The 7,344-nt window shown below is 69.9% G+C and carries 7 protein-coding genes; 3 read left to right on the forward strand and 4 right to left on the reverse strand.

Annotated elements, in window-relative coordinates; translation table 11 throughout:
- The 4 genes from ABEB03_RS43730 to ABEB03_RS43745 all read right to left on the reverse strand — a co-directional run.
- On the reverse strand, window positions 1-860 hold an 860-nt coding region (locus ABEB03_RS43730), incomplete at its 3' end, for an electron transfer flavoprotein subunit alpha/FixB family protein (protein WP_345658679.1).
- A gap of 21 nt (window positions 861-881) precedes the next feature.
- On the reverse strand, window positions 882-1,667 hold the full coding sequence (locus ABEB03_RS43735; protein ID WP_345658681.1) for an electron transfer flavoprotein subunit beta/FixA family protein: 786 nt from the start codon (window positions 1,665-1,667) through the stop codon (window positions 882-884).
- 67 nt (window positions 1,668-1,734) lie between these two features.
- Entirely contained in the window at window positions 1,735-2,937 is a 1,203-nt protein-coding gene (locus tag ABEB03_RS43740; protein ID WP_345658682.1) for an acyl-CoA dehydrogenase family protein, read from the reverse strand.
- Window positions 2,938-2,991: 54 nt separating this feature from the next.
- Window positions 2,992-4,176, reverse strand: a complete 1,185-nt coding sequence (locus ABEB03_RS43745; protein WP_345658683.1) for a CaiB/BaiF CoA transferase family protein — start codon at window positions 4,174-4,176, stop codon at window positions 2,992-2,994.
- 289 nt (window positions 4,177-4,465) lie between these two features.
- Here ABEB03_RS43745 and ABEB03_RS43750 point away from each other — a divergent pair, with 289 nt between their 5' ends.
- The 3 genes from ABEB03_RS43750 (at window position 4,466) to ABEB03_RS43760 (ending at window position 7,315) form a co-directional block, all read left to right on the forward strand.
- A complete protein-coding gene (locus tag ABEB03_RS43750) occupies window positions 4,466-5,416 on the forward strand; it encodes a LysR family transcriptional regulator (RefSeq protein WP_345658685.1) in 951 nt (316 codons plus the stop codon).
- 223 nt (window positions 5,417-5,639) lie between these two features.
- Window positions 5,640-6,509 carry an HTD2 family dehydratase gene (locus tag ABEB03_RS43755; RefSeq protein ID WP_345658686.1) on the forward strand — a complete coding sequence of 290 codons (870 nt, stop codon included), beginning with the start codon at window positions 5,640-5,642 and terminating at the stop codon, window positions 6,507-6,509.
- On the forward strand, window positions 6,506-7,315 hold the full coding sequence (locus ABEB03_RS43760) for an HpcH/HpaI aldolase/citrate lyase family protein (RefSeq protein WP_345658687.1): 810 nt from the start codon (window positions 6,506-6,508) through the stop codon (window positions 7,313-7,315). The genes ABEB03_RS43755 and ABEB03_RS43760 overlap by 4 nt, the downstream gene beginning before the upstream one ends.
- The last annotated feature ends 29 nt before the right edge of the window (window positions 7,316-7,344 follow it).

Consider the following 7,344-nt stretch of genomic DNA (forward strand, 5'->3'; position numbering starts at 1 on the left):
TCCTTGTTGATCGCCACGATCGTCTTCGAGGTCTGCATACCGGCACGGTGCTGGATCGCACCCGAGATGCCGGACGCGATGTACAGCTGCGGCGAGACCGACTTGCCGGTCTGGCCGACCTGGTTGGTGTGCGGGTACCAGCCGGCGTCCACCGCGGCACGCGAGGCGCCCACGGCCGCGCCGAGGGAGTCGGCGAGAGCCTCGATGATCGAGAAGTTCTCGGCACCGTTGACGCCACGGCCACCGGAGACCACGATCGCGGCCTCGGTCAGCTCCGGACGGCCCGTCGACTCACGCGGCGTGCGCGCGGTCACCTTCGTGCCCGTCGCCTTCTCCGAGAACGACACGATCAGCGCCTCGACCGCACCGGCCGCTGGAGCGACCTCCACGGCAGCGCTGTTCGGCTTCACCGTGATGACCGGAGTGCCCTTGACGACACGGGACTTGGTCGTGAACGAGGCGGCGAACACCGACTGGGTGGCCACCGGGCCCTCCTCGCCGGCCTCCAGGTCGACGGCGTCGGTGATGATGCCCGAACCGATCCGCAGCGCCAGCCGCGCCGCGATCTCCTTGCCCTCTGCGGAGGACGGGACCAGCACGGCGGCAGGCGAGACGGCCTCGACGGCAGCCTGCAGCGCGTCCACCTTCGGTACGACCAGGAAGTCGGCGTACTCGGACGCGTCGTGAGCAAGGACACGGGTCGCACCGTGCTCGGCCAGCGCGGCGGCCGCGCTCTCCGCACCGGCGCCCAGCACGACGGCGACCGGCTCGCCGATCCGACGGGCGAGTGTCAGCAGCTCAAGGGTGGGCTTGCGGACGGCACCGTCCACGTGGTCGACGTAGACAAGAACTTCAGCCATGGGAAAGCAACTCCTAGCGATTCAGACGAACTTCTGGCCCGCGAGGAACTCGGCGAGCTGCTTGCCGCCGTCGCCCTCGTCCTTGACGATCGTGCCCACCGTGCGAGCCGGACGCTGAGCCGCCGAGTCGACCTTGGTCCAGGCTCCGTCGAGTCCCACCTGATAGGCCTCGATGTCGAGGTCGGACAGGTCCCAGGACTCCACCGGCTTTTTTTTGGCCGCCATGATGCCCTTGAAGGAGGGGTACCGCGCCTCACCGGACCGGTCGGTCACGGACACCAGCGCGGGCAGGGAGGCCTCCACCTGCTCGGTGGCGGCATCGGTGTCCCGGCGTCCCTTGACCGTGCCGCCCTCGACCGACACCTCGGACAGCAGCGTGGCCTGCGGGACGCCCAGGCGCTCGGCCACCAGCGCGGGGACCACACCGGCGGTACCGTCCGTCGATGCCATGCCGGAGACCACCAGGTCGAAGCCGGCCTTCTCGATCGCCTTCGCCAGCACCAGCGACGTACCGATGAGGTCGGTGCCGTGCAGATCGTCGTCCTCGACGTGTACGGCCTTGTCGGCACCCATCGAAAGAGCCTTGCGGAGCGCGTCCTTGGCATCCTCCGGCCCCACGGTCAGCGCGATGACCTCCGCGTCGCCGTCGTAGTTCTCGGCGATCTGCAGCGCCTGCTCGACGGCGTACTCGTCCAGTTCCGACAGCAGGCCGTCCACGTCGTCACGGTCGACGGTCAGGTCGTCGGCGAAGTGCCGGTCGCCAGTGGCATCGGGCACGTACTTCACACAAACAACGATTTTCACCATGAGGGTGCGCTCCTGTTCTCCATGGCAGCCCTGGCCCGGGCCGCCTTCATGTCTTTCGCGCCTGCCATCAGGCGTCGAGGCCGCCGCGCTTGACGAGCTGGGCCGCGATCACGTTCTTCTGGATCTCGTTGGTGCCCTCGCCGACGATCATCAGCGGGGCGTCACGGAAGTACCGCTCGACATCGAACTCGGTCGAGTAGCCGTAACCGCCGTGGATTCGGACGGCGTTGAGGGCGATCTGCATGCCGGTCTCGGAGGCGAACAGCTTGGCCATGCCGGCCTCCATGTCCACCCGTCGGCCGGCTTCGGCCTCCCGGGCGGCGTACAGGGTGAGCTGGCGGGCGGCGGTCAGCGACGTGGCCATGTCGGCGAGGTAGTGGCCGATCGACTGGTGCTGCCAGATGGGCTTGCCGAAGGACTCGCGCTCCTGGGCATAGGCGAGCGAGTCCTCCAGCGCCGCCCGGCCGACGCCGAGCGCACGGGCCGCGACCTGAAGACGCCCGGTCTCCAGACCTTTCATCATCTGGGAGAAGCCCTTGCCCTCGACGCCGCCGAGCACCGCGTCCGCGGGCACTCGGTAGTCGTCGAACGCCAGCTCGCAGGTCTCCACGCCCTTGTAGCCCAGCTTGGGCAGGTCGCGGGAGACCGTGAGACCCGGCCCGTGTTCGGCGAGGAGGATCGAGATGCCCTGGTGCGCGGGGCTCGCGTCGGGGTCGGTCTTGCACATCAGCGCGATCAGCCCGGCGCGCCGGGAGTTGGTGATCCAGGTCTTGGACCCGTTGACCACGTAGCCTCCCCCACGCTCGGCTTCGCTCGCGCGGGAGGTGCCCCCATCGTCCTTGCGGGCGACGGTGCGCATGGCCTGGAGGTCGGAGCCGCCGCCGGGCTCGGTCAGGGCCATGGTGGCGCGCATCTCACCGGTGGCCATCTTCGGCAGGTAGCGGCGCTTCTGCTCCTCGGTGCCGAAGTGCACCAGCAGCTTGGCCACCACGGTGTGGCTGCCCATGGCACCGGCCAGGCTCATCCAGCCGCGGGAGAGTTCTTCGGTGACCAGGACGTAGCAGGGCATGGAGACGGGGTTGCCGCCGTACTCCTCGGGGACCGCCAGCCCATAGATGCCGAGCTTCTTCATCTGCTCGATCAGGGCCTCGGGGTAGGTGTTGGAGTGCTCCAGTTCCTGGACGACGGGCTTCACCTCCTTGTCGACGAATTCGCGTACGGTCTTGACGACGAACTGCTCGTCCTCGGAGAGGGCGTCCAGGGTGCTCACGGTGTACTCCTCGTCGTTCAGGTGGTTCAGGTCTTTCGGTGCCGAGGCGTGCTGTCAGATGACGCCGTCGGCCCTCAGTCCCTCGATCCGGGTTGCGGTAAGTCCCAGTTCGGCCAGGATCCGCTCGGTGTGTTCGCCGACGGCGGGCACGGGGTCCATGCGCGGGTCGACCCCGGCCAGGTCCGCCGGAGGTCGCAGGGCCGGCACCACGGCGCCGGGTATGGCCACTTCGTGCCAGCGGCCGCGCTCGGCGAGCACCGGATGGTCGATGAATTCGCGTACGTCGTTGACCCCGGCGTTCGCGATCCCCGCAGCGTCCAGCAGCTTCATGACCTCGTCGCTGCCGGACCGCAGGAACCGTTCCGCGATGATCACGTCGAGTTCGTTCCGGTGGGCGACCCGGTCCGATCCGATGGCGAACCGCGGATCGTTCACCAACTCCGGCCGCACCAGGACGCGTTCGCACAACGCCGCCCACTCGCGCTCGTTCTGGATGGAGAACAGCACCTGCTTGCCGTCGGCCGTCGCGTAGGCGCCGTACGGTGCGATGGTGGCGTGCTGGGTGCCCAGCCGTGGGGGCTGGGTGCCGCCGTGCCGTGTGTAGTACGCGGGCTGGCCCATCCACTCCGCCAGCGCCTCGAAGAGCGACACCTCCACGGCCCGCGCGACGCCGGTGGTCGCCCGTGTGTAGAGCGCGGTCAGGATGCCGGAGTAGGCGTACATGCCAGCGGCGATGTCGGCGACCGACACCCCGACCCGGGCGGTCTCCTCCGGCGTGCCGGTCAGCGAGACCAGGCCGGTCTGACACTGGATGAGCAGGTCGTAGGCCTTGCGGTCCGCCCACGGGCCGGTGGTGCCGTATCCGGAGACGGTGCACGGGATCAGTGACGTGTGCCGGCGCGTGAGGGATTCGGCGTCCAACCCCAGGCGGGCCGCCGCACCAGGAGCGAGGTTCTGTACGAACACCTCCGCCCGGCCCAGCAGTTGTTCCAGTATGTCCCGGCCGGCCGGGGACTTCAGGTCCAGCGTCACCGACTCCTTGGACCGGTTCAGCCAGACGAAATAGCTGGACTGGCCCTGCACCGTGGTGTCGTAACGGCGGGCGAAGTCGCCGCCCCCGGGCCGCTCCACCTTGATCACCCGGGCGCCGAGGTCGGCCAGTTGGCGGGTGGCGTACGGCGCCGCCACCGCCTGCTCGACACTCACGACGGTGACTCCGGAGAGCGGGAGTGCGGTCATGTTCGGGCCTCCAGGGACCTTCCAGGGCCTTGCGGGGAGCGTGCTGCGTGGAGGGCCTCGTCGTCGGCGGATCTCCCGTCGGGGTGATACGGCAGATCCGCCGACGCGGAGGACGGGTGCGGTGACGCCCTCCGGCCGCCCGATGCACCGTTGTGCAGCCGGTGCATTCCGGGATCCTCCCTGGTTCCGGCAGCAGTGCCATCATGGATGCTCATGGGGCCTCAGGTGAAATGCTGATTTTTGATAGCCCCATGCTCAGCGCAGATAGCACGGACGAGGCGAAGGAACGATGGACCTCAAACAGCTCAGAGCGCTCGTCACGGTGGCCGAGGCGGGCAGTGTCACGCGCGCGGCGGAACTGCTGCATCTGGTCCAGCCGGCCGTCACCCGGCAGATCCGCACCCTGGAGCAGGAGTTGGGCGTCACTCTGTTCGAGCGGACCCGGCAGGGAATGCAGCTCACGGCGGCCGGTACGACCATGGTGGAGCGCGCCCGGCGTGCCCTGAACGAGCTGGAGCGGGCCCGCGCGGAGATCCGGCCGACACCGGACGTGGTCAGCGGCATCGTGACCGTCGGCCTGCTCGACAGCGCCACCGACCTGCTGGCCGAACCCCTCGCGTCCGCCGTCATCCGTGACCACCCCGGCATCGAGCTGCGCCTGCTCACCGCGTACTCCGGCCACCTTCAGCAGTGGCTCGACGAGGGAGACCTGGATCTGACGCTGTTGTACAACCTCGCCGGTACGCCGTCACTCAACGTGGAACCGCTGGTGCGGGAGAGACTGTGGGCGGTCGCGCCGCCGTCCGCCGGGCTCCGGGCAGACGAGCCCGTCCCGCTGGAGCAGGCCGTGTCGCATCCGCTGGTGGTGCCCGCGTCCGGCCACGGACTGCGTACGGTGATCGACGCGGCCGTCGCGCAGGCCAAGGTGGAGATGAACCTGGTCGTCCAGACCAACTCCATGCTCGTGCAGAAACAGCTCGTGCGGGCAGGCCACGGCTGGACCATCCTGCCCGGCGTCGGCATCGCCGAGGACGTGGCGAACGGTTCGCTGAGCGCCGCGCCGCTGTGTGAACCCGAGGTGTGGCGCTCGATCGTGCTCGGCACCTCCCGGGCGGGGCGGGTCACGCCCGCGGCCGAGGTCGTGGCCAAGGAACTGTCCCGCCAGATCCACTCGGCCGTACGACAGGGCCGGTGGCCGTCCGCGGAGTTGCACGACAGGGGCGCGAGGAAGGGAGCGTGACGGCGCCCGTCCCACCGCGCGGCGCCCAGGCGGCGCATGTCCGTGGAGGCGGCCATACCGCCGAGGCATAGCGGCATCAGGGACTTCTATTACTCAAGACCACCCATCAGCGCGCATGATGATGAGCCTGCCGCCGCCCCGTCGGCGTCGCCACCGGGCCTGTCGCGCTTCGGCGACCTCCGCGGCCGATCGCACCGCCCTCGCCACTCGTTGAGGAGAAGCCATGCACAACGTCCAGAGCGGACTCGGCTCCTACGTGGAATCGTGGAGTCCTGGAGCGGTCGCCGAGGACGATGTCCTGTCCCCCGCCCCGGTGGCCGCTTTGTCGGCACTCCTCGACCAGTCGAAGCCGGTCGCTGTGGCCGGTGACGCGCTGCCCCCGCTGTGGCACTGGCTGTACTTCCTTCAGTGGCCGGCGCAGCAGGACCTGGGAGACGACGGACACCCCCGTCACGGGCACTTCCTGCCGCCCGTCCCCGACCGGCAGCGGATGTTCGCCGGAGGACGCTGCAAGATCGTCGAACCGCTGCGCGTCGGTGAGCCCGCTCAGCGCGTCAGCAGCGTGAGCACGGTCGCGACCAAGCAGGGCTCCACCGGGGAACTCCTCTTCGTCACCGTGCGCAGTGAGTACCTTCAGCACGGCACCACGCGGGTGGTCGAAGAACAGGACATCGTCTACCGGTCGGGGCGAAGCGCGGGGCAGCATCCGGCGGATCTCGACATCGCCGCGCGGCCGCACTCCGAGGACACCTGGCAGCTCCCGCTGCAGCCGGACCCGGCGCTGCTGTTCCGGTTCAGCGCCCTCACCGCGAACGCTCACCGCATCCACTACGACGCGCCGTACGCCGAGGGTGTGGAGGGCTACCCCGGCCTCGTCGTCCACGGCCCGCTCCTGGTGCTGACCATGCTCGAACTGGTACGCCGCAACGCTCCCACCCGCCCTGTCCGGTCCGTGTCCTACCGGCTGCGACGCCCCGCGTTCGCGGGCGAGCGCCTGCTGGCCGCCGGGGCGCCGACGGGCCGGAACGCCGCCCTGAGCATCGCGACGCATCGTGAACAGCGCCACGCCACCGCCGAGGTGACCTTCGCATGACCCTCTCCCGAAGCCGGCTCGAGACCGCCCGCAGCCTGCTGTTCGTCCCCGGCGACCGGCCGGACCGGTTCGCCAAGGCAGCCTCCGCCGGCGCGGACGCGGTCATCGTCGACCTCGAGGACGCCGTCGCCGCGCAGGACAAGGACTTGGCGCGCGACAACGTGGCCGCATGGCTCGGCGCGGGCAACAGCGCCGTGGTCAGGATCAATGCGCCGGGCACGGCGTGGAGCGACGCCGATCTCGAAGTGGCGGCCCGTTTCAGCGTCCCCGTCATGGTGCCCAAGTCCGAGGACCCCGCCGTACTGGCGCAGCTCTCCCGTCGTACGGCCCGCAAGTGCCCCCTGATCCCGCTGGTCGAGACGGCCGCCGGCGTGGAGCGGGCGCTCGCGCTGTGCGCCACGCCCGGCGCGGTCCGCCTGGCTTTCGGCAACGCCGACCTGTCCAGCCAGCTCGGCGTCGCCCATGACGACCACATGGCACTCGCGTACGCGCGCTCGAAACTGGTCTCGGCTTCGGCCGCCACAGGCCTGTGCCCCCCTGTCGACGGTGTCACCACCAGCGTGAAGGACTCGGACGCCCTCACCGCGGACATCGCGCACGCCCGCCGCCTGGGCTTCACCGGGAAGCTGTGCATCCACCCCGCCCAGGTCGCCGCCGTGACGGCCCAGTTCGCCCCTACCGAGCGCGAACTGCGGTGGGCACGTGCCGTGGTCGAGGCGGGCGAGTCGGTCACCGTGGTCGACGGACAGATGGTCGACAAGCCCGTGCTGGAACGCGCTCGGCGGATCCTGGCCGCCCGCGGTTGAGGTACGCGCGGCACCGGGCGACCCCCTCG

Origin of the sequence: Streptomyces siamensis, assembly GCF_039543605.1 — a bacterium.
In the GTDB taxonomy this organism is placed as follows: Bacteria; Actinomycetota; Actinomycetes; order Streptomycetales; family Streptomycetaceae; genus Streptomyces; species Streptomyces siamensis.